The 24,781-nt window shown below is 34.4% G+C and carries 30 protein-coding genes; 16 read left to right on the forward strand and 14 right to left on the reverse strand.

The genetic code is table 11. The annotated features are described in order from the left end of the window. Positions 1–123 precede the first annotated feature (123 nt). The 5 genes from GWK10_RS07220 to GWK10_RS07240 all read right to left on the reverse strand — a co-directional run bounded on the left by GWK10_RS07220 (position 124) and on the right by GWK10_RS07240 (position 3,874). The gene (locus tag GWK10_RS07220; RefSeq protein WP_164030913.1) at positions 124–1,680 is read right to left on the reverse strand and encodes a DUF4301 family protein; all 1,557 of its coding nucleotides are present in this window, start codon (positions 1,678–1,680) and stop codon (positions 124–126) included. Next, the gene (locus tag GWK10_RS07225; protein ID WP_164030916.1) at positions 1,655–2,248 is read right to left on the reverse strand and encodes an AAA family ATPase; all 594 of its coding nucleotides are present in this window, start codon (positions 2,246–2,248) and stop codon (positions 1,655–1,657) included. Before GWK10_RS07225 ends, GWK10_RS07220 begins: the two co-directional genes overlap by 26 nt. Next, complete coding sequence (gene pnuC, locus GWK10_RS07230; protein WP_164030919.1) at positions 2,212–2,841, reverse strand: nicotinamide riboside transporter PnuC; 630 nt, start codon at positions 2,839–2,841, stop codon at positions 2,212–2,214. The genes GWK10_RS07225 and pnuC overlap by 37 nt, the downstream gene beginning before the upstream one ends. Then, on the reverse strand, positions 2,825–3,085 hold the full coding sequence (locus GWK10_RS07235; protein ID WP_164030922.1) for a thiamine-binding protein: 261 nt from the start codon (positions 3,083–3,085) through the stop codon (positions 2,825–2,827). The genes pnuC and GWK10_RS07235 overlap by 17 nt, the downstream gene beginning before the upstream one ends. A 159-nt stretch (positions 3,086–3,244) precedes the next feature. After that, a complete protein-coding gene (locus GWK10_RS07240) occupies positions 3,245–3,874 on the reverse strand; it encodes a 4'-phosphopantetheinyl transferase family protein (protein WP_164030925.1) in 630 nt (209 codons plus the stop codon). 66 nt (positions 3,875–3,940) lie between these two features. Here GWK10_RS07240 and ahcY point away from each other — a divergent pair, with 66 nt between their 5' ends. Both ahcY and GWK10_RS07250 read left to right on the forward strand, forming a co-directional pair. Then, entirely contained in the window at positions 3,941–5,251 is a 1,311-nt protein-coding gene (gene ahcY, locus GWK10_RS07245; protein WP_164030928.1) for an adenosylhomocysteinase, read from the forward strand. A gap of 143 nt (positions 5,252–5,394) precedes the next feature. Beyond that, positions 5,395–6,207: a Cof-type HAD-IIB family hydrolase gene (locus tag GWK10_RS07250; protein WP_164030931.1), complete on the forward strand. Its 813-nt coding sequence runs from the start codon at positions 5,395–5,397 to the stop codon at positions 6,205–6,207. Between the two features lie 43 nt (positions 6,208–6,250). Here the strand turns inward: GWK10_RS07250 and GWK10_RS07255 are convergent, their stop codons facing one another. The 3 genes from GWK10_RS07255 to GWK10_RS07265 all read right to left on the reverse strand — a co-directional run bounded on the left by GWK10_RS07255 (position 6,251) and on the right by GWK10_RS07265 (position 8,851). Beyond that, positions 6,251–6,943 carry a DsbA family oxidoreductase gene (locus GWK10_RS07255; RefSeq protein ID WP_164030934.1) on the reverse strand — a complete coding sequence of 231 codons (693 nt, stop codon included), beginning with the start codon at positions 6,941–6,943 and terminating at the stop codon, positions 6,251–6,253. A 73-nt stretch (positions 6,944–7,016) separates the two neighbouring features. After that, entirely contained in the window at positions 7,017–7,766 is a 750-nt protein-coding gene (locus GWK10_RS07260) for a LytR/AlgR family response regulator transcription factor (protein WP_164030937.1), read from the reverse strand. Positions 7,767–7,768: 2 nt separating this feature from the next. Then, positions 7,769–8,851 carry a sensor histidine kinase gene (locus tag GWK10_RS07265; protein ID WP_164030940.1) on the reverse strand — a complete coding sequence of 361 codons (1,083 nt, stop codon included), beginning with the start codon at positions 8,849–8,851 and terminating at the stop codon, positions 7,769–7,771. A 251-nt stretch (positions 8,852–9,102) separates the two neighbouring features. On the opposite strand from GWK10_RS07265, the gene GWK10_RS07270 reads away from it, so the two are divergent. The 3 genes from GWK10_RS07270 to GWK10_RS07280 are packed head-to-tail and all read left to right on the forward strand — an operon-like array spanning position 9,103 to position 12,419. Then, positions 9,103–11,487, forward strand: coding sequence for a TonB-dependent receptor (locus GWK10_RS07270; RefSeq protein WP_164030945.1), 2,385 nt, complete (start codon positions 9,103–9,105; stop codon positions 11,485–11,487). Positions 11,488–11,502: 15 nt separating this feature from the next. Further along, the gene (locus GWK10_RS18625) at positions 11,503–12,048 is read left to right on the forward strand and encodes a DUF1569 domain-containing protein (protein ID WP_164030948.1); all 546 of its coding nucleotides are present in this window, start codon (positions 11,503–11,505) and stop codon (positions 12,046–12,048) included. A 20-nt stretch (positions 12,049–12,068) separates the two neighbouring features. Then, positions 12,069–12,419, forward strand: coding sequence for a hypothetical protein (locus GWK10_RS07280; protein ID WP_164030951.1), 351 nt, complete (start codon positions 12,069–12,071; stop codon positions 12,417–12,419). 54 nt (positions 12,420–12,473) lie between these two features. Here GWK10_RS07280 and GWK10_RS07285 read toward each other — a convergent pair whose 3' ends face one another. Continuing rightward, positions 12,474–13,070 (reverse strand): DUF3137 domain-containing protein, encoded by a 597-nt coding sequence (locus GWK10_RS07285; protein ID WP_164030954.1) that lies wholly within the window; start codon positions 13,068–13,070, stop codon positions 12,474–12,476. 121 nt (positions 13,071–13,191) lie between these two features. After that, on the reverse strand, positions 13,192–13,935 hold the full coding sequence (locus GWK10_RS07290; protein ID WP_164030957.1) for a hypothetical protein: 744 nt from the start codon (positions 13,933–13,935) through the stop codon (positions 13,192–13,194). Between the two features lie 369 nt (positions 13,936–14,304). Here GWK10_RS07290 and GWK10_RS07295 point away from each other — a divergent pair, with 369 nt between their 5' ends. The 10 genes from GWK10_RS07295 (at position 14,305) to GWK10_RS07340 (ending at position 21,103) form a co-directional block, all read left to right on the forward strand. After that, positions 14,305–14,466, forward strand: coding sequence for a hypothetical protein (locus GWK10_RS07295; protein ID WP_164030960.1), 162 nt, complete (start codon positions 14,305–14,307; stop codon positions 14,464–14,466). A gap of 59 nt (positions 14,467–14,525) precedes the next feature. After that, positions 14,526–16,430: a tetratricopeptide repeat-containing sensor histidine kinase gene (locus tag GWK10_RS07300; RefSeq protein ID WP_164030964.1), complete on the forward strand. Its 1,905-nt coding sequence runs from the start codon at positions 14,526–14,528 to the stop codon at positions 16,428–16,430. 12 nt (positions 16,431–16,442) lie between these two features. Next, positions 16,443–17,108 carry a response regulator gene (locus tag GWK10_RS07305; protein ID WP_164030968.1) on the forward strand — a complete coding sequence of 222 codons (666 nt, stop codon included), beginning with the start codon at positions 16,443–16,445 and terminating at the stop codon, positions 17,106–17,108. A gap of 163 nt (positions 17,109–17,271) precedes the next feature. Further along, positions 17,272–17,478 (forward strand): hypothetical protein, encoded by a 207-nt coding sequence (locus GWK10_RS07310; protein ID WP_164030971.1) that lies wholly within the window; start codon positions 17,272–17,274, stop codon positions 17,476–17,478. A 56-nt stretch (positions 17,479–17,534) separates the two neighbouring features. Next, the gene (locus GWK10_RS07315) at positions 17,535–18,071 is read left to right on the forward strand and encodes a hypothetical protein (RefSeq protein ID WP_164030974.1); all 537 of its coding nucleotides are present in this window, start codon (positions 17,535–17,537) and stop codon (positions 18,069–18,071) included. A gap of 25 nt (positions 18,072–18,096) precedes the next feature. Next, positions 18,097–18,927 (forward strand): hypothetical protein, encoded by an 831-nt coding sequence (locus GWK10_RS07320; protein ID WP_164030977.1) that lies wholly within the window; start codon positions 18,097–18,099, stop codon positions 18,925–18,927. Between the two features lie 138 nt (positions 18,928–19,065). Next, complete coding sequence (locus tag GWK10_RS07325; RefSeq protein WP_164030982.1) at positions 19,066–19,434, forward strand: hypothetical protein; 369 nt, start codon at positions 19,066–19,068, stop codon at positions 19,432–19,434. Between the two features lie 13 nt (positions 19,435–19,447). Further along, positions 19,448–20,503, forward strand: coding sequence for a type I restriction endonuclease (locus tag GWK10_RS07330; protein ID WP_164030985.1), 1,056 nt, complete (start codon positions 19,448–19,450; stop codon positions 20,501–20,503). A gap of 7 nt (positions 20,504–20,510) precedes the next feature. Next, positions 20,511–20,732: a hypothetical protein gene (locus tag GWK10_RS07335; protein WP_164030988.1), complete on the forward strand. Its 222-nt coding sequence runs from the start codon at positions 20,511–20,513 to the stop codon at positions 20,730–20,732. Positions 20,733–20,743: 11 nt separating this feature from the next. Further along, positions 20,744–21,103 (forward strand): hypothetical protein, encoded by a 360-nt coding sequence (locus GWK10_RS07340; protein WP_164030991.1) that lies wholly within the window; start codon positions 20,744–20,746, stop codon positions 21,101–21,103. A gap of 13 nt (positions 21,104–21,116) precedes the next feature. On the opposite strand, the gene GWK10_RS07345 is transcribed toward GWK10_RS07340, so the two are convergent. The 4 genes from GWK10_RS07345 to GWK10_RS07360 form a co-directional block, all read right to left on the reverse strand. Then, a complete protein-coding gene (locus GWK10_RS07345; protein WP_164030996.1) occupies positions 21,117–21,455 on the reverse strand; it encodes a hypothetical protein in 339 nt (112 codons plus the stop codon). A gap of 189 nt (positions 21,456–21,644) precedes the next feature. Beyond that, a complete protein-coding gene (rpmA, locus tag GWK10_RS07350) occupies positions 21,645–21,905 on the reverse strand; it encodes a 50S ribosomal protein L27 (RefSeq protein ID WP_164030999.1) in 261 nt (86 codons plus the stop codon). A 39-nt stretch (positions 21,906–21,944) separates the two neighbouring features. After that, positions 21,945–22,667 (reverse strand): 50S ribosomal protein L21, encoded by a 723-nt coding sequence (gene rplU / locus GWK10_RS07355; protein WP_164031003.1) that lies wholly within the window; start codon positions 22,665–22,667, stop codon positions 21,945–21,947. 131 nt (positions 22,668–22,798) lie between these two features. Then, positions 22,799–23,254, reverse strand: coding sequence for a DUF4199 domain-containing protein (locus GWK10_RS07360; protein ID WP_164031006.1), 456 nt, complete (start codon positions 23,252–23,254; stop codon positions 22,799–22,801). 202 nt (positions 23,255–23,456) lie between these two features. Between GWK10_RS07360 and GWK10_RS07365 the strand changes: the two genes are divergently transcribed. After that, complete coding sequence (locus GWK10_RS07365; RefSeq protein ID WP_164031009.1) at positions 23,457–24,776, forward strand: M16 family metallopeptidase; 1,320 nt, start codon at positions 23,457–23,459, stop codon at positions 24,774–24,776. The last annotated feature ends 5 nt before the right edge of the window (positions 24,777–24,781 follow it).

Below are 24,781 nucleotides of genomic sequence, written 5' to 3' on the forward strand. Positions count from 1 at the left end.
TAATTTGTGTAGATTCTACAATTTTGGTGTGGAAATTGTCTACGGAATTCGCGCTTGAGGTAAAAATTTTGATGGTTTTATACCTCACCCATAACCCTTCTCCTCAAGGAGAGGGAACGAGTTTTACTCTTCTTTCACCTGATGTGGCGGTTTCAAAAGATCGTTAACGGTTTTAACCGGATTAAATGTTACTAAGGGAACTTGGACAAAAACAGTATTCCAGTTCGCCATTGCGCCATTCCATAGACCCGGGAGCTCTAATGCTTTTAGTTTTTTTCCGTTTTTCGATTTCGATGCGATGAAGTATGTTTTTTTATCAACATACTTGATTAGATCATATTTATTACCATGATGATCGCGAACTCCACAAACAAGATCAACTGGATTAAAATGAGTAGACTTTTTGAATAGCTTAGTTTGTTCTTTGTCCTTCTTATTTACTTGGGCAGATTCTACAATCTGTAAGCTTACAATTCCACTTTCGTGCTTCACCCAAAATGGCCCCCCGCCCGGTTCTCCTTCATTTTTGACCATCCCACAAACTCGAATTGGTCGGTTTAACTTATCAAGTAGATATTCAACTTGATACTTACGAGCATATTTTTCGAATTCAGTACTCACCTGTACATTTAATTCACTATATATAAATTGAAGTACTTCTTCTAAATCTACAACATCGGGATTAGCTTCCAACAATTTTGCATATTGAAATATCTGTTGCTGTAACTTCAGTAATTTACCTGCTAATACTTTTTTATTAAACGCTACTGCTTCCTCATAGCGCTGCACCACAACATTATCAATATTTTTGATGAAGATTACATCAGCATCAATCGTATTTAAATTCTCAATCAAAGCTCCATGCCCACCAGGACGGAAAATCAAATTCCCATCTTCATCACGAAGGGGGTTATTTTTCATATCGACCGCTACCGTATCAGTATATGATTGCTGAAACGAATACTCGCAATTAAATGTAACGCCTGTTTTTTCTACAATTTTATCTTGAATTTCCATTTGTTTCAACTTAAATTTTTCAAGATGGCCTTTAGAAACTGTAAAATGTAAATTCGCTTTTTCTTTTACAGAAGCATAATTAGCCGCCTCAAACAAATGCTCTTGAAACGGCGTCGCTTGGTGGTTTTTATATCGATGAAACGGAATAAGCCCTTTAGGAAAAGCTCCATAATTTAATCCATTTACCTTAATCAAGGTCTCGATAAAAAGTAGTCTAAATTTATCCGCAGGCAATTGCTGAAAATCAGGATTTATTTTTTCTATATAATGTAGGACCTTGTGATAAAAAGGGAATTTTTCTAAACCTGCAAAGTAGGTCCGTAATGCCGTGTCCTTTTTCCTATTTATGTAAGCGTTGATTGATTGTTCTTTTGGATTGTAATTGTCAATAAACTCAAATAGGAATTTGAACATTCTTGTGGCAGCGCCAGAAGCCGGCACAAACTTAACAACTGTTATGCTATTTAAGGAATCCTCATACACATTGACCAGATTCTCTGATTCTTCGCCTAGCACAGAAATCCCGTTTTCTATTGTAGCGGGCGCTATAATATTTAACGGCATTATTTCTGACTTGAAAATAGCTATTTGTCGATTTAATTCTTTTTCGGTGATGCCTTTTTCAGCTAATTGTTGTTTATCCTGATCTGTAAGTTTCAGCATTTATTTTTTCATTTAGTAAAAGATCAATTTCTTTTACTGCAGTATTAAAACGTTCAGTTTTGTTTCCTTTTAATAAAATATAAGGTTTACTATTAATCTCTAATGACTCTTTGAAATATTCAAACATCCTTTCACGTTCATCTGGTTTATCTCTAAGATCATCAGCTACCCACGGTGTGTCAACATAGGTTAGTAAATATAAATCGTATGTATTAGCTAAAGCATACTTTTCGAGTAAGGGATCACAACTACCGACATAATAGGCCTCAGAATATACTTTAGTTTCCAATAAATCAGTATCACAAAAAAGAATATTATTGGCATGCTCGGTCCATTTATTTTCTTCTGCTATCTGCCCTACAGCAATAGGCAATAAATCTTCTGGCTGGCAAACCTGTTTGGTTCTATTCCATTTTTCTTGCAAATATTCTCTGGCATATTCAGCAACCCATGGCTCTTTGTAATGCTTTGCAAGTTGCTGTGCCAAGGTCGTCTTGCCAGTTGATTCGGGACCGAACAATACTACCTTTATTATATTGCTAGGCCGCTGTTTAAGTTTTTCTTCCATTCTTTATACCCAAAAATCGCAATAATAGTTAACACAGCGTACAAGATACTCGAAAATGTAAGTCCTTTGTAAAAATATAAAGGAACAGTAATGATATTACCGATGATCCAATAAATCCAGTTTTCAATTTTTCGTTTTGCCATTAACCACATTCCTACAAAGAAAATAGCTGTTGTAATTGTATCAACATAGGCTGTCCAGTTTGTCCATTTGTCAAAAGACTCATATATAAATGCTACGAATACTAAAGCGCTAAGCCCTATTACAACTGATATAATATGCTCTTTCCTTGTAGTCATAGAAATTGGTGTAAAATGATCTTCATCTACTTTTCGGGTCCAAACATACCATCCATAAATGCTCATTCCAAAGTAATATGCATTGATCATCATATCTCCCAGCAACCCCCATTTTAATAATAGATAAACAAAAATAGCGGTACAAATCATTCCTGTAGGATATACCCAAATGCTGTTTTTCTTAGAAAACCAGACAGACAATAATGTAAAAATAGCTGCAATGATCTCCAGTACGATATCGAGTGTTTCATAATCGGCATATTGGCCGAATAGAAAGTCAAAAATTTGGCTCATAATCGCTACGATCTGATTTTACTATTTTCATGTTGACCAAGATATGCTCTACATTTTCAAAAGCTGTCTTTATTTCTTCCTGAATAAAAGGCATCACCTCATCATAAACACCATATACTTGGGTGCTTAATGGGTTTTCTAAAATGGTGAATTTAGACGCTCGTAAACGTTTTATAAAATCGATTATAGGCTGCTCAAAATTATCTTGTAAGGGAGTCAATGTGAGTTCTATTGATATTTGCATATTATTTGCTAGTGCTATTATTTCTTAAAGTGTAAAATTCCAAAAAACAAATTCCAAATCCCAATAAGAAATTGATGAATTATTAAGCTAGTTTTCTGTTACAGGCGGACACCCATCCACAGCCCTTCCCTCAAGGGAAGGGAGTCTTTTATCTTCATTTTACAATCCTTCCTCAGAAGAGTACACGCACGTATAACCATCGAACTCTAACCATTCAAGCTGATATTTTTGGGCTACTTCTTCAAAATGCGCCCAAGCCCTTCCGGCTTGATCGCCTATCTTAAACGGAATTACTTTAATATGATCTTTAAAACTTAACCCTCGTGGTGGGAACATTTTATAAATGGCTTCTTTTGCTCCCCAGATTACGGTGAGCATTCTTACATAATCCGCCTCTGATGTATACTCAAACTCATATTTTAGAAATTTATGGGCGATGATTTCGATTTTCTCTCGTTGCATTTCAATATCAATGCCAACATTTTCATCACTTACAATAATTCCAGAATAACTGAATGAATGAGTGATTGAAATGTGCTTTCCATCTTTTAAGTGAGGCTTCCCTTCTTCATCATAAAATAGATCGAAGTCAGAATAACCCGCCGCCGCTAACAACATTCTTACACTTAAAAACCCACGCTGGTGCTGTATCGATTTCATGCCATCAACCCGTTCTTGCGACTCTGGTTTTAATTGAATTTTATTCAATAATTCATCTAGGCTTTCGTCAATCTTCCAGATATAAACAAAACTATGCTGATTTGGTGTTATTCTTTTATAAAGAGGCATGAAGTCAAATAGTTATTATGTACCTTTGCACCGCAAAAGTTACAAACGAAAGTAAACATAAATAGCATGAGTACAAATACAGTTCCGTACACGGCATATAAAGTAAAAGATATTACACTTGCTGACTGGGGAAGAAAAGAAATTGAATTGGCTGAGGCTGAAATGCCTGGATTAATGTCTCTTCGTGAAGAATACAAAAATGAGCAGCCATTAAAAGGAGCTCGAATTGCAGGTTGTTTGCACATGACTATTCAAACTGCAGTATTAATTGAAACTTTGGTTGCATTAGGTGCTGAAGTAACTTGGAGTTCATGTAACATTTTCTCTACTCAGGATCAAGCTGCCGCCGCTATTGCTGCTGTTGGTATTCCTGTATATGCATGGAAAGGGATGAATGAAGAGGAATTTGATTGGTGTATTGAGCAGACACTTTTCTTTGGTGAAGACAGAAAACCATTGAACATGATCCTTGATGATGGTGGTGATTTGACCAATATGGTGCTAGATCGTTATCCTGAATTAGTTGATGGAATTAACGGACTTTCTGAAGAAACGACTACTGGAGTTCACAGATTATATGAGCGTATGGCAAATGGGACGTTACCAATGCCAGCCATCAACATAAACGACAGTGTTACCAAATCAAAATTTGACAACAAATACGGTTGCAAAGAAAGTGCAGTAGATGCGATTCGTCGTGCGACGGATGTAATGCTAGCTGGAAAACGTGTTACCGTTTGTGGTTACGGAGATGTTGGTAAAGGTACAGCCGCTTCATTTAAAGGTGCAGGTTCAATCGTTACTGTTACTGAAGTAGATCCTATCTGTGCACTACAAGCGGCAATGGATGGTTTTGAAGTAAAAAGATTAGAAACGGTTGTTGGTAATTCGGACATTGTGATTACAACTACAGGAAATAAAGATATCGTTCGTGGTGAGCACTTCGAAGCAATGAAAGACAAGACTATCGTATGTAATATTGGTCATTTTGATAATGAGATCGATGTTGCTTGGTTAAATAGTAAAAGTCAAAAAGTAGAGATCAAACCTCAGGTTGACAAATACAATATTAATGGCAAAGACATTATTTTATTAGCAGAAGGTCGTTTGGTAAACCTTGGTTGTGCGACTGGACACCCAAGTTTTGTAATGAGTAACTCATTTACTAATCAAACACTAGCGCAAATTGAACTTTGGAATAATATAAAAAACTACAAAAACGAAGTTTATATGTTACCAAAGCATCTTGATGAGAAAGTAGCGAAACTGCACCTTGCAAAAATTGGTGTTGAATTAACAGAGCTTCGTAAAGATCAAGCAGACTATATCGGTGTAAAGGTTGAAGGACCGTTTAAGCCTGAGTATTACAGATACTAAATAGGCAGTTAGCGCAACTAGAGATAAGACTCAAGACCGCTTAGCTTTTATATATTAGACTAAGACCCTCGCCAATTATGGTGAGGGTTTTGATTTATTATTAGCTGGAAACTTTACACAGGTAGGTTTGTTACTTTTGGCGTATGAAAAACACGATTAAAATTCTGTGTACGGATATAGACGGTACTTTATTAAATGAAGAACGGTGGCTAAGTAATCGTACCATTACTGCTTTTTCGAAAATCCAATTACCTACCATACTTGCGTCATCAAGACCACCTCAAGCAATGCGATATTTACAGGAAGGACTTGGCATTTCCGGAAGCGCGCTTATTGCGTTTAATGGCGGATTGATTTTGGGTGAAAATGGAAAGCTTATAGAAAGTAATAAGTTATCTACGAAAATATTAGAAACACTCAAAAAACATCATTCAAATCACAATTACAACTTAAGTATTTACAGCTTCGAACACTGGTTTACTGCCAGAGAAGATCAGCATACCAAACATGAAATCTTTACTACAAGAGATTCTCCGAAAATTCAGTCGGTAGCTCAAACCTTAGACTTTCTTGTTTCTAAAGAGCTGGGAATCCATAAACTTATGTGTATGGGAACTCCAGATGAACTGGATAGCATCGTACAATTTCTTTCTCCTATACACGGAAATGAAGTTCACTTATATCGATCTAAAGACACCTATCTCGAAATTACACCGAAGTATATTGATAAGGCAAAAGCACTAAAAAAATTGCTCGATACAGACTTTGACCACGGAATTGATACAGTAATAGCCTTTGGAGATAATCATAATGACGATGAATTATTGCGTAATGCTCGTTATGGAGTTGCCGTAGCAAACGCAACGGATAACTTAAAATCTATGGCAGATTATGTAAGCCCCTACACAAATAAAGAGGATGCAGTAGCTAGAACTATGGAAAAGATGCTTCTTTAAAAGAACAGAGCTTTGTTAACTCATAAATGATACTGCAACTATATCAACATTCTTTCGTATTCGAATCACAATGATCACCTTCAGCAATCACTTCAATTGGTGATACTTTGGCAAAGGCATCTAAAAATACATGCGGTGGTTGCGCACCACTAAATCCGTATTTGTCATTAAGTATAAAAAATGGGACTCCTGTTACACCTCGTTGTTGATAATGAGCTATTTCTTGTTTTACGGTGTATCCAATGCTGTCATCGGCAATGATGCGTTTTGTTTTTTCAGCATCCCATCCGTATTCTGACATCACCTCAACTAAAACATCGATGTCATTTAAGTGAAGGTTTTCGTCAAAGTAAGCCTTTAAGAAACGCTCCTTAAGCGTATCTCTAAACCCTTCTTCTCCGGCAACATGTAATAATTGATGTAGTGGTAGCGTATTTACTGCTAACCATTTATCACCAAAATTAAAGGTGATCCCTTCCTCCTTTCCGGCTTCTACAAGACGATCAGTCATGCTTTTGGTTCGTTCCAAATCACCAAACTTATTAAGTAAATAGGTGTCCCTGTTTAAACCGGATTCAGGCATACTAGGATCTAATTGAAATGGATGCCAAGTCACCTCCACAGTCGCTCCTTTCCATTCGGTCAGCGCTTTTTCTAATCGGCGTTTACCTACATAACACCAAGGACAAGCAACATCAGAGACCACATCAAGTTTTATTATTTGTTTTTGCACCATGCAATTTTAGTTTAAGTTATGTGATGTTGGTCGGAAAGATTTTATAAAACCTACTTTTTGAAAATTGAATATACTACATATCCAACCACTTTTTGAAGTTGGAAGCACGCTCTCTAGACACGATTATCTGTTCTTCATCTTTTGGTTGCAGTTTTAGTAGTAACCTGCTGTTAAAATAGCTGTGAATCTCCACTACTGAGTTAACAGAAACCACGTATTTGCGGTTTACTCTAAAAAACTGAATGGGATTTAAAATCTCTTCTAATTGATCTAATGAATATTCTACCGGGTAGCTTTTTCCTGTATTTGTAAACAAATAAATAAGTCCATCATTACTTTTAAAATACGCTATGTCTGCTACCTTGAAGGTAATAAATTGGTTACCAATTTTGATCATAAAACGACGCTTATACTCCTTGGTAAACATTGACCGCAATTGATCGATTTTATCAGTCGAATTTTGAACGGGTTTTAGTTTATGAAACTTACTAAGCGCATTTTCAAGATCTTTTTTATCAATAGGCTTTAATAAATAATCCAATCCATTATACTTAAATCCGCGTATGGCGTATTCATTAAATGCGGTTGTGAAAATTACTGGAGGATGTTCATCCAAAGCATCTAGAATATCAAAACCATAACCATCATTTAATTGAATGTCTAAAAAAACAATATCCGGTTGCTTTTCTTTCTTAAACCACTTTAATCCGCTTTCAACCGAAGTTAATTGCGCCAAAATTTTAATATCTGGTGCCAATTCGCCAATAAGATTGGCCAATCTTCTAGATGCAATATTTTCATCTTCAACAATTACTGCAGTCATAACTAACTAACGGCTAATAGCGATAATGGTTTAACATTTTTGGATAACAGTGGAATAGTAACCCTAAAAAAACCTTCAGCAACCACGCAGCCTACTTTTTTATCAGTATAAAACGAATAGCGCTTTTGAATATTTTTTAAGCCTAGCTGAGTGCTTGGTTCTTCCGCTGGTCTTTTGTGTAAATTATTCTTTATTGATATCTCAAAATCCTTAGCTTCTATTCGAATTTGCAGTGGCTTTTCTTTAGAAAAATAATTATGCTTTAACGCATTTTCCACAAGCATTTGTAATGATAAAGTTGGGAGCACAAAATCTTTAGGATTTACCATAATATTGGTTGATATGACCACCGCATCTTTGTGCCTCACATCCATCATGAAAATAAACGAATCTAAAAAGTTTAACTCCTTTTCTAAACTTACCAAATCTTGCTCTCTATTATCTAAAATATACCGATAGCACGATGCCAATCTAGAAACAAAGTCTGATGCCAAATCCCTATCTTCATACATGAGTGACGTTAAGGTATTTAAACTGTTAAATAAAAAATGCGGACTAATTTGATCCTTTAATGACTTGTACTTAGACAGCGTAGCCTCTTTCGCAACCTCATGTAACTTATTTTCAACTTCTTTACTTTGTTTTAATGAATAATAAAAAAGATTAAATGCCATTAGACCTAAACACAATACTATAGATCGCAAAAAATCTATCCGGAATCGCAACCAAGGGTCGTCTGGATTTAACCGACAAAGATCATCAAAAACAAAAATGCCCGAATAATATATTGTAGCAGAAACCGGCAAAAACAAGGCTATATTGATAAATAAAATCCGTAAACTGCTAGAAAGATCTAGTGCACTATTTGGGTGTAGACGGGTGTATCTTTTTACCATCCAATCATTCGTCTCCCAAGTATAGAAAAAAAGAAAAACCGCAGTTGCAAAGTAAAATGAAGCAGTTGCAATATGTTCTTCATCATCGGTTACACTGCTCTCGTCAATGGTAAGTTTTATTAACGAAAAGATAATCGCGACGACTAATAATCGCAAACTATATTTCTTTAATTTTTGTTTAAAACGCATTTCTTGCACCAATTGCTAACCATAAAGATAGCCAACCAGTATTCAAAGTAATATCCCATTTTACATAAACTGACTTATTTAGTGTTGAATTGTTGATTTATACACTTTAATTGTATTTGCTGTCCGAAACTTCAAGCTAGAACGACTTAATACGATTATTAGACAGCTTAATAAACTAAATCACCACTTAAGAATTTTATATTTCTACAACGCAATGCTGTTTTTCATATTTGGGTAAAAATTGATCAATCATGAAAAAACTACTTGTAATATCATTGATACTGTTTTCTTTCTGTATCCATGCGCAAACGGGCATTATTAAAGGATTAGTAACCGATAAACAATCAGAAATTCCATTAGAAGGAGCAACAATTGAATTGTTCAACACCCAATCTTCCAAAGGCGTGGTAACCGATAGCGATGGCTATTTTAGATTAGAAAACGTTCCAGTAGGTAGACAAACCATACGCGTAAGTTATATAGGTTTTGAAACTACCACCATTCCCAATATCGTAGTTACTTCGGGAAAGGATGCAGTAGTTAATATCAATTTGGTTGAATCATTCAATCAACTAGATGAAGTGGTTTTAACTACAGAAACCAATAAAGACAGGGCTTTGAATAAATTAGCTGCGGTATCGGCCAGACAATTTAGTGTTGAAGAGGTAAATCGCTTCTCAGGAGGGCGCAGTGATGTTGGGCGGCTTGCGGCAAATTTTGCCGGAGTATCAGCTCCTGATGATAGTCGAAATGATATTGTAGTAAGAGGAAATAGCCCAACCGGATTATTATGGCGATTAGAAGGGGTGCCTATCCCCAGTCCTAACCATTATTCAACTGCAGGAACTACTGGCGGTCCAGTATCTGCTCTAAACACAAATATGCTGAAAAACTCAGATTTTATTACTTCTGCTTTTCCTTCGGAGTACGGCAATGCACTTGGTGGAGTATTTGACCTAGGGTTTAGAAAAGGTAATATTGATGATTATGAATATACAGCACAGGTTGGAGTATTTACTGGCGTCGAAGTAATGGCTGAAGGGCCACTTGGGAAGAACAAAGGGTCCTTTTTAATAGCCGGAAGATACTCTTTGGTAGGTCTCTTAGGCGTAGGAGCTGGTGGTACTGCTGCTACGCCAAATTATAATGATGTTTCATTCAATCTTGATTTTGGCAAAGGAAAGCTAGGAAACTTTAGTTTATTCGGAATTATCGGAAATTCTGATATAGAGTTTTTGGGTGATGACATTGATGAAGACGATCTTTTCTCAGCCGAAGATGAAAATGCATTTGTCGACTCTGGTTTTGGCGTGGTTGGACTAAAACATAGAATCCTTATTGGCAATAGCTCATATTTAAGGACGGTACTTTCCGGTTCATTTTCTTCAAGTGAGTTTACTGCCGACAGATTTATAGATAAAGACACTCCGCAAGAGCGTACTATCTTATTTAATGAAGCGGATAATACGGAAAATCGCTTTAGTTTTTCAACTTTATTCAATTCAAAGCTCAGTAGTAAAAGCACTTTACGCATAGGCGTTTTGGCAGAAACCTTTGGAATTGATTATAACGAAAGTACTCGCGAAGAGCAACCAGATAGTGATGGTGATGGCGATCCTGATCTTTTTAACTTCACCAATATTGATGATAATCTAAGTATCATACAACCTTATATTCAGGGACAATTTAGACTTACTGAAAAATTAACGCTTAATACCGGTTTGCATGGTCAGTACAGTTCTTTAAATGAGCAATTCGTTTTTGAGCCACGTACCGCAATTAATTATACAGTAGCTAATAATCATAAAATAAACATTGGTTATGGACTTCACCATCAATCAATACCCCTACCCTTATTATTTTTAAATGAAAATATAAGTGGTTCATTGATTCAAACCAATCGCAATCTTGACTTTGTACGAAGCGATCATTATGTACTTGGTTATGATGCCAAACTTTCAAATAGCTGGAGAGCTAAACTTGAGGTGTATTACCAAGATATCTCAAAAGCTGGAGTAGAATCGTTCCCGTCATTCTACTCGACCTTAACAGAGGGTGCCGATTTCGGTTTCAGCAACGATAAAGTATCCCTAGTTAATAATGGCAGAGGTTTTAACCAAGGTATCGAACTGACTATTGAGAAATTTTTTGACAATGGATACTATGGACTACTCACTACGTCATTATTTGAAAGTAAGTATGAAGGAAGCGATGGTATCGAACGCAACTCTCCATTCAACAATGGCTATGTTCTAAACCTCTTGACCGGAAGAGAATTCAAAATAGGCAAAGCAAAACAAAACACTCTGTTTTTTGATACTAGAATTACGGCTTCAGGTGGACGCTATTTTACGCCTATCGACCTTGAAGCATCCCAAGTCGCTGGCTTTGAAGTAACTCAGGATGATATTGCTTTTAGTGAACAATACAATGGTTATTTTAGATGGGATGTAAAATTCGGAATAAAACTAAACAGCAAATCCAAAAAGCGATCGCATCAATTTTATTTAGACTTACAAAACGTAACAGCAAACGAAAATATATTTGCCAGACGTTATAACCGCTTAACAAACGAAATCAATCAGGTTGATCAAATAGGCTTCTTCCCAGATTTTGGGTATAAATTTCAATTCTAATCAAACAAAATTATCGTGATAAAAAGAATAATAATATCAATCACATTAGTACTAGTTATGTTATTTGTAACCGCTGCAATTGTAAATAATAAAGAGCAAGATCCTGATTTTCTAAATGATGAAATCATCACATTAGAAAAATATATTCAGCATCGAGATGTAAAGAACACCAATGTGTCTCAAGTAGCGGTTGCTTGGCATCTAGATCATACTTTAAAGACTATTAACAGGATTGCTGAAAATCTAGAAACATCAGATCCTAATTTATATGAAAGTAGCTTCAGTGTGCCACGATTAATGTCTAATACATTTGGTTTTATTCCTAGGGGTCGGGCAGAATCCCCACAAAATGTTAGGCCTCCAGAGATTATTAAAACCGAAGATATTTACAATCAAATAAAGGAAGTAAAACAAAATCTAGAAAAAATAGATTCATTAGATGAAAAGGTTTTTTTTGAACATCCTGTATTTAATAATTTAAATAGAGATCAAACCAGAAGATTTTTAAAGGTACATACCCAACATCATTTAAAGATTATACGGGATATATTGAATGACTAGAAAATTAAAATTTAAGAAGTATGTCTTACATGATTAAAATATCGTTACTCCTAAACATCTTTGTTTTAGCACCTGTTTGTTATGGGCTACTCTCTAAAGCCAGTTGGGTCGATGTGAGTTATGGAAGTGCTACTGCCGCCAGAGGGATCCTACTTTCAGTTTATATCGCAATTTTATTGAGCTCCATTCTGCTATTTTTTAAGGCAGACCCAAAGTTCGTAGCTGCGTTATTGTTTGCACAAGTGATATACAAATTAACAACACCATTTACGGTAGGAACGGTTACTAATTCGGTAGTGATTAGTAACCTGTTTATTGCGTTTTTTCATACAGTAACGCTATTTATTATTTGGAAAGAGGGCCACATTTAATTTCAGTCGTAATAGGTTTACTTTATTGTCTGTATTACCAAGAAAACCCTTTTATTAAAGTTTCATCTTTGGATCATTCTCATAAGCCGAATCAATATGAACTAATTGATCAAGAATCTCAGTGAATAATCGAAATAGTAGTTTTAAGGTTTCTTTGTCCTTTAAAATACCCGTTTGTTCAAAATACAATACATGAACCCCTTGTGGGTATTTTCGGCCAAACCAACCTTCATCTTTTCTGATGGATACATGAATTTTAGGAACCATTTCAAAAAGCATTTTTAGCTTAGGCTCTTTAAGCAGCTTTCTTACCTTGTTATTATTGTTCGATTGAATGATATAGTTATCATCAAAACGAGGATCGCCAATTTCAATATCCTGCATGCCGAAGAATTTTCCTATATCGCTAAAAAACCCTTCACGGTAAATCTTGAAATACAAATTGTCCTTGTTCAAAAAAGGAACTCGCAAACGCGTAAAGGTCATTTTATCCCTATGAATGGTATCTAACAACAACTCCCACTCTTTATGCGAGTAACGCAACACATTTGTTTTCCAAAAACCGCGATCAATAAATTCACCATCGATGTCTTTGGCAATTTGTTGCCAGATTTCGTCTTTAGACGGACCGAAAAGGGAGTGGAGTGCCATTATTTATATTTTCTAATTAGTATTTATTACCGTATAAATGTTACATTATTCTATTCCTAAAACATCTGATTAAAAGTAATTGTAGTTCTATATGAAATCTACTTTGACTCTAAGCTTAGAATTAACTTTTACCTTTTCTTATTACATTTTTAATTGAATCACATGGTTTTACATATGTTTCCTTAATATACTGCGTCATTTCCTTTAACGTTTTTCCATTTGTAGGATGCTTTCCCGGATATGTAAATGTAGTCACCTTGTTATCTGATTTATCATACCACAAAACCAGCCTATCATTTCTAATAATGGTAGTAGTATCACATAATGGGACTTGCTTAAAATTTTCTAACATTACTGGATTAAATTTCACTTCATTGTCTAGTCCAGAACATCGAATCTTTTCATAGTGATCATCCACCCAAATCATACAGTTTTTCTTATAATACTTTGAAATGAAAAAGATCAAAAAGACAGAAAGTAAAAAACTAAAAAACCAACTTATTGTTAACTTTCTTTTGCATCTTTTTTTTACCTCTTCAAATTCTCTCTTCACCTTTTCAAACTCACTTTCATTTCTCTCCACAAAATCCTTAAAATCTTTGTATTTCAAATACCTACTCAAAATATCCAAAGTTTTGTCGTATGGTTTCGTCCTTCTAGATGTACTGTTAGCTATATGTTGATTAAAGTAACGATTAAAAGTCTCCTTGGTTATTCTATCTCCAAATTGTTTCTCTATTGTATCAGACAAATACTCAGATAATCCATTTCCAGTATTTTTTTTAGAATCTTTCTCTGCTTTTTTAAATATTTCTTCAATTAATAAAATAATTCTTTTTCCTCTTTCGGTTTTTACCCAGCTCATTTTAGGTTAGTTAAAGTGTTGTTTTTCATTGTGATATATAGAAAAATAATTCTTGTCGAATACTTTTCCAAAACATGTCGATAAGATGTCTAACATCTACTTCTAAATCTGCCGTTAATTCGCTTTCGAACAGTTCAAGTAACGCTTTACTAACATAACAAAAGCAATAGATCTGTTCATGTGGAAATCCGTAATACGGCTAGTTATTAGCCAAATGGGAAGAAGCTATTAGCTACCGTATTACACTTTCCATTCTTCCCAAAAACGCAGACGTACGCTGCCATTTAGCGGGTTGCTGAAAACCCTAGGAATATCTGAGTCATGGACCCGGACAGCAACCCTTTTTTCAAATTTTTAAAACAAATAATCATGAAAAAAGTGTTCCTGGCAGTAATTGCCATCGTATTTAATATGTTATTATTTTCTTGCAATCCTGATAGTGTTGCTGAAACAACTGATTTGTATGAAAATCAAACAGCAACCGGAGGAGAAGAAGGACATGGTGAAGAGGAAGAAGAAGAAAACCCTTAGTCGATTTCTTCATTAAATAAAAAAGCCGCAGTAATGTGGCTTTTTCTTATTTTAGGAATATGATTATAAGAAGATTATCGCTTTCCAATATTAAATATTTTCTATTCCTTTTTATTTCCTATTGTATTAGTTGTGATTCTAGCGAAAGAAAAGTCAATGTAACTGACTTTAATTCTGTTCCAGAGATATTAGAGGATAAAAGAAAAAGTTCTGAGGAAAAATTGACATTCATCAATCATGAACTAGAAAAAAGAAAACTTCAAAAAGACTCTTTCACATTATATCTGCTATCCAAAAAAATATTTCATCAGAACAAATTGAAAATGCATAGAAACTCAGTATTAACATGTGATACTATGATTTCTATTGCGAATGAAACCAAGAACATTAAATATCTAGCAGAAGCATTTTATCGCAAAGGCTCCACATATAGAGTTCTAAATAACAATTTAGAAGCTTATCTTAATTTTCAAGAATCCACCAAAAACTATCAAAAACTAAGCGATAACCAAAGAGCTGGTAAAAGGTTTGTTGATATGGCGATTTTACAGGAAAAACTTGGTGATTATTTGGGCTCCGAATCAAGTGCAGTTAATGCACTAAACTATCTCGATTTAGTAGTGAATAAAAAATACGGTTATAAGGCGTACAACGCCATAGCAATAAGTCAAAAAAAGAGAACATTGTTCGACGATGCTATTAAATCATATAAACAGGCACTGTCTACCTCAAGCAACAGAATTGATTCGGCAAGGGTTCTGATAAATATGGCAAATACTTACAGCGCAAAAAAGGACTATCAAGCATCTATTCAAATCCTAACATCTGTTGAAACACCAATTAATAATGCTAAGATTAAAGCCCGCTTAATAGATAATCTTGCCTTTACCCAATGGCGATTCAACCCGACTTATAATCCTACAGACGAATATAAAAAAGCTTTAGAAATTCGAGAAAATAACAACTTAACATATGATTTACAAGCAAGTTATTCGCACTTGTCTGATTATTATAGAACTAAAGACACCGCAAAAGCTATTGATTTTTCCGAACGCTATTTAAGAACTGCCAAACAGCAAAATAGTACTGAAGATGTTCTTTTAGCATTACAAAAGTTAATTGCATTATCCAACCCTACAGTATCCAAAAATTATGGGGTGGAGTATGTTAGATTAAGTGATAGTTTGAATAAAGTAAAAGAGGTTGCCAAAAATCAGTTCGCTAAAGTTAAATATGAAGTTGATAAAAAAGAAAATGAAAATCAACTACTGATAACGGAAAATCTAAAAAAGGAAAAGACAATACTATTTTATTTAGCATTATTACTTTCTCTAATTTTTGGGGCTGCCTTTTTATTCCTCTATTTAAAATCAAAACACAGAAAAGAAAAACTACTTGCTGCCTACATTACAGAAACCCGAATTTCTAAAAAGGTTCATGACGAGATTGCTAACGATATGTTCAACGTCATGACACAACTTGAAAATGAACAAACCAATCCCAAAGTGATTGATGAATTAGAAGATATTTATCATCGTACTAGAGATATTTCTAAAGAAAATACTAACATTCATATTGGAGAACACTATGGAAAAAACTTGACCAGCATGATCGGCAGTTATGGTCAAAGTGGAGTGAAAATTATCTTAAAAGGAATTGACACCATACAATGGAAGCAACTTTCGAATGAGAAAAAGGTGATACTATACCGAGTATTACAGGAGTTTATGACCAACATGAGAAAACACAGCAATGCTAAGTGGGTCACATTGAGTTTTACAAAATCTTCTAAAAAGTTAACAGTGTTATATGCCGATCAAGGAGTCGGCATTAGTAATGGTAAATTGATTTTGGGAAATGGTTTACAAAATGTGGAAAACCGTATTTTATCCGTCAATGGAACACTTACTTTTGATACTGAAAATGAAAATGGCTTTAATGCCCACATTCAAATTCCTTATTAAACCCCGTTACCTATGTTTAAAAAAATTCTGGTCGCCGAGGATATTGAAAGTATTAATCAAGGTGTCCATTCTATTCTTGAAAGACTTCAGGTTCAACATATTTCTCACGCACAATATTGTGATGACGCCTTATTAAGAATAAAGCGTGCTATTTATGACAAAAACCCTTTCGAATTATTGATCTGTGACCTTTCTTTTAAAAAAGATCATAGAAATGTGACGCTTTCCTCAGGACAAGAATTAATAGCCCTTTTAAAAAAGGAACAACCCAACTTAAAAATAATAGTATTTACCATTGAGGACCATCCACAAATTGCGAGTACATTAATTAATGATTGCGAGGTTGAAGGTTATGTTTTAAAAAATCGAAAAGGACTTGCTGAATTAGAAGAAGCTATTAAAAAAGTAGCACAAAATAAATCATATATATCTCCTCAACTAGCGACTACTCTAAAAAGAAATAATCTAGTCGTATTGCCCGAATACGAAATACAACTTCTCACTCATTTAGCCAACGGGCTCACTCAAGATCAAATAGAGCTACACTTTAAAAAACAGGGCATCACACCTAACAGTCGCAGTGCCATTGAAAAACGACTAAAAGACCTACGCGACGATTTTAATGCACAAACTACAGTGCACTTAGTTACCATAGTAAAAGACTTACAACTTATTTAAACAGCTTACACTGTATTGTTAGGGGATACTACTTTTTGTGGTTAACAGTGTAATACCCAATCATTTTTTTAATGATTAAAACATCCCTTACGGAAATCCGTAAGGGATTGTCTTTTAATGGGTTTAGGTTTGGAGTGCGAAAATTAATAATCTAAAAAAAGTTATGCCAAGATACTACGTAAACAGAAACGCCCAATCTAATGGAGACCATGAAGTACATAAATCAGGTTGTTCCTGGCTTCCTCAAGAAGAAAATCGAATCTATTTAGGTCTTTTTGATAATTGTAAACCTGCTGTCCGCGAAGCTAAAAAATACTACTCCCAAGTAAATGGATGCTACTATTGTTCTAGAGATTGCCATACCAGCTAAACAAAACACATCAAATGCTAGAGGTCTTATATGATCTCTTTATTAACAATACAATCATGAAAGGAATAATAGTATCCATTTTTTTGTTAGCCACTACTCATCTAACACTTTCTCAAAATAAAAATATTGAAGAGCATGCAAGCAATACAGAAAAATTCTCTTCTAGAGCTGGAGCCTTAATCGAAAAGGAATTTATTGAACTTGGAACAATCAACAAAATGGAAGTACAAATTCTTAAGATTACCGATATGATTTCTGGAGATTCTATAAGTTCTTTAAGAGTCCAAAATTATGCCGCTAGTAATTATTCCAGTACAAAGATTGCAAATTTAGATACCGATGAAATAGATGGTTTAATAAAATCATTAAAAATAATAAACGGAAATGTTCTTACCTCGACTGTGGAAAATTACACTGAAATTTCATTTAAAAGTAGAAGCGGTTTCGAAGCTGGCTGCTATTGGAGCAAAGGTAAATGGATTCTTTATTTGAAAATCGACAAAAATGATAGAAACTCTATGATTTTGTTAAAACAGAATGATTATATCAAACTCATTAGGCTATTAGAATTAGCAAAAAATCAATTGAAGTAGGATTTATTAATTAACAGATGGCAAAATGAATATTAAGATTTGCTTTTTTTTAGTATCGCTTTTTTCATTTTTCTCATGTAATAACACAAATTACTATGAGGAAGGTAAAATTCTTTACGATAACGGAGATTATGAAAATGCGATCAAGAAATTTAAAAAAATAAAAGAAAAAGAAGAAACGTACAAGATCTCCATACTTTTAATTTCCAAGGCAGATAGCATTATAGAAGTACAAAAACGTGAAAATTTTGTAAACGATAGTATTGCATGGGTAGATGAACTTAAGAGAATTGATAGCTTAAAAGTAATTCAAGCTAAAGCTCTAGATAGTATAAAAATTGTTCAAATCAAGGCTAATGAAAAAAAAGAAATTGAAAAGCTGAAGAAAGAATTAGCATCAATCAAATCATTTAATGGTGACGAATACAGAGGTCATGTTTCTAGTCTTATAATCGAAGTAGCCCTGTTCTCAACATGGGGGAAAATGGCAAAAGAAGCCAAAATGGAAAATAATCAAGTTATTAAAAAACTAAGGCAGGACATTTCAATCAATCTAAAAAAATTACAAATCCGAGAGTTTCCAAAAATAAGAGTGGAGTATGTGAAAATTTTGAAAAAGAAATTATGGGAAACCAATATTGAGGTGGTAAGTTTTGGGAAGAGAAAATCTACCATTCAATTTACTGGGGGTCTTTTTGCTAATAATAAAAATATTAAAGACATGCAATCAACAATATTTGAAACACTGGATGATTTTCGATTCAAAAGGGCAAATTACAAGTGGTATAAGTACGACAATGAATATACCTATTATTCCATAAACTCGGAAAGAGATAGTAAGATAATCATATACTAAAACCAATATAAAATGTTATCCTCATAACACTAAATAATTATGTCAACGACATCATATCAAACTATTACTTATGGATTGAAACACAAGTTTCAAAAAATCCAGACTTGTCAGAGGCTTTTAAAAATCAAGAAATCTAAAATGAAAAAGTTCGCGTTATTCCTAGTCTTTGGATTCTCCTTTTGTTCTATTACCATTTCACAAGAAGTGAGTTGTGAAGACCTGCAAGAGTTCATAGAAGATAATGGATATAGAAAATCTACACTTAGCAGTTATACTCTTGATTCGTCTTGGTTGCATAAGGTTACAGCATACAGTTATGACTACAAGATCTATGTTGTTGCCGAAATCAAGAAAAACGAATATAGTTTTTCAACTAAGACATACATTTTCTGTGGGATTCCATCTCAAAATTGGTCAAATTTTCAATACGGAAGCTACAGGGAATCAGACTCATACGGAAAACGTTTTCATAAATACATAATGGACTATTTATGCAATTGTTATTAGAATAAAAATATTTATGGAATTAATAAACTCACTCAAATCTCTAGCTGAAAAAATAAATCAGTTAAAAGACAAGATAAATACGGAAGAATCAACAAAACATGCCTTTGTATTGCCTTTTATTAATGTATTAGGTTACGACACTTATAACCCTACTGAGGTAATGCCAGAATTCACTGCTGATATTGGTCTCAAAAAAGGTGAAAAAGTTGATTATGCTATCTTTCAAAATGGGAAACCCATCCTTATCATAGAATGCAAACATTGGGAAGAAAATTTAAATTCTCACAATTCTCAATTATTTCGGTATTTCCATACGACACATTCTCGCTTTGCTCTTTTAACCAATGGTATTGAATACAGGTTTTTCACCGATTTAGATGTTGCTAATAAAATGGATGAAAAGCCATTTTTAGAATTTGATATTACACGATTAAAAGAGAATACCGTTAATGAAATTGCCAAGTTTCATAAATCAAATTTTGACGAAGAAAAAATTGTTGATAATGCAAGTTCATTAAAATATACTAAAGAGATAAAAAAACTAATTCATGAGGAGTTAAAAGCACCAACGGAGCCTTTGGTAAGATTATTTGCTAGTCAGATATATTCAGGCAGATTAACCGAGCGTGTTATTGATGAATTCCAAGATTTAGTACAGAAAGCATTCAGTCAAACTATTAGCGATAATGTAAATGATAGATTGAATGCCGCCATTAATAAAGAAGCTGAAAAGCAACAACTGGAAACAAATAGCGACATTGAAGAAGAAAGCAAAATCATCACAACCGAAGAAGAGTTAGACGGCTTTAGAATTGTCGTTGCCATTTTAAGACGCAGGATAGATGTTGGTAGAATAGTCCATCGTGACACCCAATCATACTTTGGAATATTGTTGGATAATAATAACAGAAAACCACTTTGCCGACTTCATTTAAATGGAGGCAAAAAATACTTAGGCCTTTTTGACGAGAATAAAAAGGAAGCTAAGCAATATCTCCAGTCAATTGATGACATCTATCAATTTGAAGAACAGTTATTAACTACAGTAAATTATTACGAAAAAGAGTAAAACAAAAATGAAAAAATTCCCTAACAGAAAAGTATTCGAGGAGCAACATAATGGCGATACGGATGGGCAAATATTACGTGAAATATTGTACGACCTTAAGGTTAACATTCATAAAAATGAATTAATCCGCAGCAACACTTCTAAACTAGTTTTTTGGTTCGTTACCATTCCATTAATAATATTTTTGTTCACCGTATTTCTGTTCTTAATAGGGATTGCTCAATTCTAATCTTTCTTTAGATGAAAATAAAGAGGCTTAAAGATCCTCTGTTTCTACTTGTAGTTGCACTTTCCTTTTTCTTGGGTAGAGAATCAAAAGAGCTCAATCTTTTTAATGATAATGAACCACCACATAACGCCAATATTCGTGCTGTAATTCCTAATAATGTTGACAATTCTTATTTCACAATTCCATTAGAAAGTATTAAGGATAGCGTTTATCGCTGCGGGAAAAGCAAAGTATACCATCCTACATTAAAACATGGAGCATTTAAAATATGCAAATCAAAAGTGACAAAGCTTACACAAGAAAAAGCAATTGAACAAGGGTTGCGGCATTGCAAATGCCCAGGTAGTAAGATTAAGGTCAAACAAAAATAAATACTTAGGGCTATTATCCCTTCTTCTTCCTAAAAATATAGCTCATCCAAACAGGGTCATTCTCTTCAGATACTACCGACTGTCTATCTACAAACTCCCAGTTAGCTGCGTTCATGTAGTTTAGTAAATCAGAAGTCCCCTTTAATTTTTCAAGTTCTTTAATCGTAATTACCTTGCCTACTAATGATTTTTGCTCTTCGACTTTAATACGCTTAATCTTACCACTATTATTAGCTTTTTGAATTACAATAATTTCCAAATAGTCATACTTTGTAATCTCCTGTGCCACCATTTTTGCCGAAGTGCCAATCAAGATCACTGTAAATAAGAAAACTGTCAATACTTTTTTCATAAACTTATATTTTAATTAAAAACAATTTACAATTATATACTTAATCACCCCTAGACAAAGGTCTATTTGCATTAGTCATTGATGCCAGCTATTTTAAAACGGGGGCAGTTGAAGGAACTTCATAAAAAAACCCTTTCCCCGAACTAACGGAAAAAGGGTTTCTAAATTCTTGTAAAGAAAAACTATTTCTTAAGCCTCAAAAGGCTCAATAGAAACATACGACTTGTTGTCTTTTTTCTTCGTAAACTTTACAATACCATCTACTTTGGCATGTAAAGAATGATCTTTACCGGCATACACATTTTCACCAGGATTGTGCGCAGTACCTCTTTGTCTTACGATGATGTTTCCTGCAACGGCAGCTTGACCACCAAATATCTTAACACCCAAGCGTTTCGATTCTGATTCTCTACCGTTTTTAGAACTACCTACTCCTTTTTTATGAGCCATTGTCTAAAGTTTTATATTGTTAGTACTTGATGGAGAAAATTACTTTTCTACTCCACCGTCTAATTTGTCTTGTAATTCTTTTAATTCATCCCACTTACCATCAGCAGCTAATTTAGCTTGTTTTGGCCATGTGTCAGTAACGTGATTTCCACGAACACCTTCGATGATCTCAGAAATTTTAGCTGGTTTTGCTTTAGCAAGATCTGCAAAGGTTGCAATTCCTGCAGCAACTAATGTCTCAGCAATCTTAGGCCCAATACCTTCGATTTTTTTAAGATCATCAGCCTTAGCAGCTTTCTTAGGAGCGGCTTTCTTTGGCGCAGCTTCTTTTTTAGGAGCAACAGCTTTCGCTTTTGCAGCTGGCTTAGCTTCTTCCTTCTTAGGAGCAGCAGCCTTTTTAGCTACTGGCTTTTCAGCTTTTGCTTTAGCAGGTGCAGCTTTTTTAGCACCACTTGCTTTAATTTCTTCAATAATGATCTCAGTCAATGACTGACGGTGACCATTTTTTACTTTGTAACCTTTACGTCTTTTCTTTTTGAAAACGATTACTTTGTCACCTTTCAGGTGCTTTAAGACTTTTGCCTCAACAGCGGCACCGTCTATAGCTGGGGCGCCAATGGTTACTTTGCCAGCATCGTCTAATAACATTACATTGTTAAAAGAAACTTTAGCTCCTTCTTCAGAAGCTAAACGATGTACAAAAACCTTTTGGTCTTTCGCAACTTTAAATTGCTGCCCTGCTATCTCTACAATTGCATACATAGCGTACGTGTTAATTAAAAATTGTTATTTTTTTACAACTAAACCTTTAACAAAAGGACATACCTTTCCTCAAAAGCGGTTGCAAATATACTTCTATTTAATTAATTGGCAAAGGGTTTTTCGAGCTGTTTTTAAGTGGCTTGAGGAATATTTCTGCTTCTTTTAAACAGTTGCATAAAAGCAAGCGTTAAGACCACTGAAGAAGCGAAGCCCTCTATGATAAGAATCGCAATTAATATACCGGGGCCTTGTGCATATGAGGACCTCCAATAGTCTAATAAAGTATCAACAAATGCTGGGTCTAGGTGATACATATAAATAGCCATAAAAACCACAAAAAGTACAGTAGCAATGAAACCCGTTAACAGTCCTGTTCTAAATCCGCTACCATAACTAAAATTTTCATCAGTGTCTGCCTTATGAAACTTGATAGAACTATAAATACCAAATGATACAATTATCCCATTAAATAAGCGCAACCATGGATTTTCGTGCAAACCAAATAATCTTAATATCAAAAAATAAGCAACCAAGCCTGCGAAGATAAATAGTGCATAACGTATAGAAGATCCTGCCTCTTTTAACATAATTATCTGATTTTATGATTTATACCACCAAAAAGGTACTGATTTTATCTCAAATAAGGAAACCTAACTTTCTTCAAATTCTATTCATCATTCAATCATCATTACTTTAACTATGGTTATTTTTGCAAAAAAGATGTAACAATCCCATTTAGGGTACGTCCTATTACCAGTTAAAAATTCATTTTAAACAAAAAAAACACTAATGAAAAAACATTTGCTAGCTGCTTCTGTTTTACTTGCCGGATTTACAGCAAGTGCACAAGAAGTACAATTTGAAGAATACGACCTTGACAATGGTCTTCATGTTATTCTTCATCAAGATAACACGGCGCCGGTAGTAACCACATCGGTGATGTATGAAGTTGGAGGGAAAGATGGCGATCGAGAAAGAACTGGTTTTGCTCACTTTTTCGAGCATTTATTATTTGAAGGCACCAAAAATATCGAACGCGGTTCATGGTTTAAAATTGTAAGTTCTAATGGAGGAACTAACAACGCTACAACCTCTTTAGATAGAACCTATTATTACGAAGTATTTCCATCAAACAATCTTCAACTAGGACTTTGGATGGAATCTGAGCGTATGCTGCACCCAGTAATTGATACTGTAGGTGTAAATACACAAAACGAAGTTGTAAAAGAAGAAAGACGCCAGAGTTATGACAATCGTCCCTATGCCGGAATCCTAGAAGCTATTCAAAAAAACTTATTTGTAAAGCATCCGTACAAAGATCCTAATGTTGGATATATGGATCATTTAGATGCTGCAACTTTAGAAGAGTTTTTGGCATTTAAGGAAAAATACTATGTTCCTAATAATGCTGTTCTGGTTGTCGCAGGTGATTTTGAAACAGCCTCTACCAAAAAAATGATTAAAGATTATTTTGAAGCTGTTCCTAGAGGAAAAGATGTTGAACGTAATTATCCAGTAGAAACTGATATTACAGAGGCTATTAAAGCAAAAGCATATGACTCGAACATTCAAATACCCGCTTTGGTAAACGGATACCGAACTCCAGGTTTCGCTTCAAGAGACGCTCGTGTGTTAGACATGATCTCTTCTTATTTAAGTGATGGTAAAAGTTCTAAATTATACAAACGCTTAGTTGACGAGAAAAAAATGGCATTAGCTGTTCAAGCAATCAACTTAGGCCTTCAAGATTATAGCATGTACATTTTGTTTGCACTGCCTCAAGGTGAAAACACCATGGCAGATCTTCAAAAAGAGATTGATGACGAAATTGTAAAGCTTCAAACTGAATTAATTTCTGATCGTGATTATCAAAAACTTCAAAATAAGTTTGAAAACAGATTTGTAAGTTCAAACTCAAGTGTAGAAGGAATTGCTAGTTCATTGGCTACATATTATATGTTGTATGATGATGTCAATCTAATTAATACTGAAATTGATATTTACCGTTCAATCACTCCACAAGAGATTATGAGTGTTGCTAAAAAATACTTGAAGCCAAACGCACGTGTTGAGTTAGAGTACTTACCTGAAAGCGCTAAAGAAAACTAAAAAGC

The sequence above is a fragment of the Spongiivirga citrea genome, assembly GCF_010671565.1.
Taxonomy (GTDB): Bacteria; Bacteroidota; Bacteroidia; order Flavobacteriales; family Flavobacteriaceae; genus Spongiivirga; species Spongiivirga citrea.